This is a genomic window from Bacteroides xylanisolvens XB1A (assembly GCF_000210075.1).
Taxonomy (GTDB): domain Bacteria; phylum Bacteroidota; class Bacteroidia; order Bacteroidales; family Bacteroidaceae; genus Bacteroides; species Bacteroides xylanisolvens.
The window spans coordinates 4,731,344-4,732,382 of record NC_021017.1 but is presented as its reverse complement, the minus strand read 5'-3'; the positions used below and the strand labels follow the sequence as shown (position 1 = coordinate 4,732,382).

Sequence of the window (1,039 nt, the reverse complement as noted above, 5' to 3'; positions counted from 1 at the left end):
AGAAGAAAGAGCATCATTCGGTTTTATATCAAAATAACCCACGACTTCATATAGGGAAGACGCCAGAGAACTTTCCATCTCCTCATACAACACCTGCATATTATTGCCTCCACCTATAAAAACAGCATAACGTCTATGCTTGCCCTTAGCACAATAAACTATCAGAAAATGACGGATGATAATGCGATAAATACTTAAGATAACAAAGAGAAAAGAGAAATATGCAACAAAGAAAAAAGGAGAATAGATAGAGATTCCACTAAAAGTCATGATACATGCCCAAAAGATGGAAAAAGCTATAGTATTCTTCAACACGCGCAACACAAGTTGGTCAGGGCGAATTCCCCGACTATCCCAAACCCTCCCACGAGAACCGGAACAGGCCAGATAACAGAGACTTAACGAAGTCATCATCCAGGAAACCCTACAAGAAAAAGGTAAAGAGACAAATACTTCTTCCCAAAAGAAAAGGAGAAAGAACAATACCAAATTCAGAATGATCAGATCTCCCAGAACTGCTATAAATTCTATAAATTTATTGATTTGACTGGTGGTTGATACCATATCACATTAAAAATTGATTTTAGGCACATACTTCTTTGAACTTGCTCAGAAGGTCTTTCCCGAACAAATTCCAAGAGATTACAATACAAACTGATAGGAAAACAAAAACTAAAACATATACTTTCCTACTGGTTCCCGAAGGATATAATGGTACAACTGCAGGCTCTACAACAGCAAAAACAGGCTTCTCCTCCTGAACTTTAGCTCTGGCAACCTGAAGCTGACCGGCAACCTGACTATATACCTGGTAAGCCAAACTCATGTCATTCTGCAAACGTTCCTGCTCGGTACGAACACTCTGCAAAATGATATTGTCATGAGAATCCATATAATCGGCATATTTTCTCTGCGCTTCGTAATATTCCTGCTGACGTTCTTTAAACAATTTCTCCAAATAGAGACAATCCTCTTTAGATTTGGAGGTACGATAGTCTATGATATATTCCTGCAACTTCTTAACTACAGAGTCAGCAAC

The 1,039-nt window shown here is 38.4% G+C and carries 2 pseudogenes; both read right to left on the bottom strand.

The features are described 5' to 3' along the window. A pseudogene (locus BXY_RS18165) lies at window positions 1–564 on the bottom strand (undecaprenyl-phosphate glucose phosphotransferase); the annotation flags it as partial. A gap of 19 nt (window positions 565–583) precedes the next feature. Then, window positions 584–1,039: pseudogene (locus tag BXY_RS18160) on the bottom strand (chain-length determining protein); the annotation flags it as partial.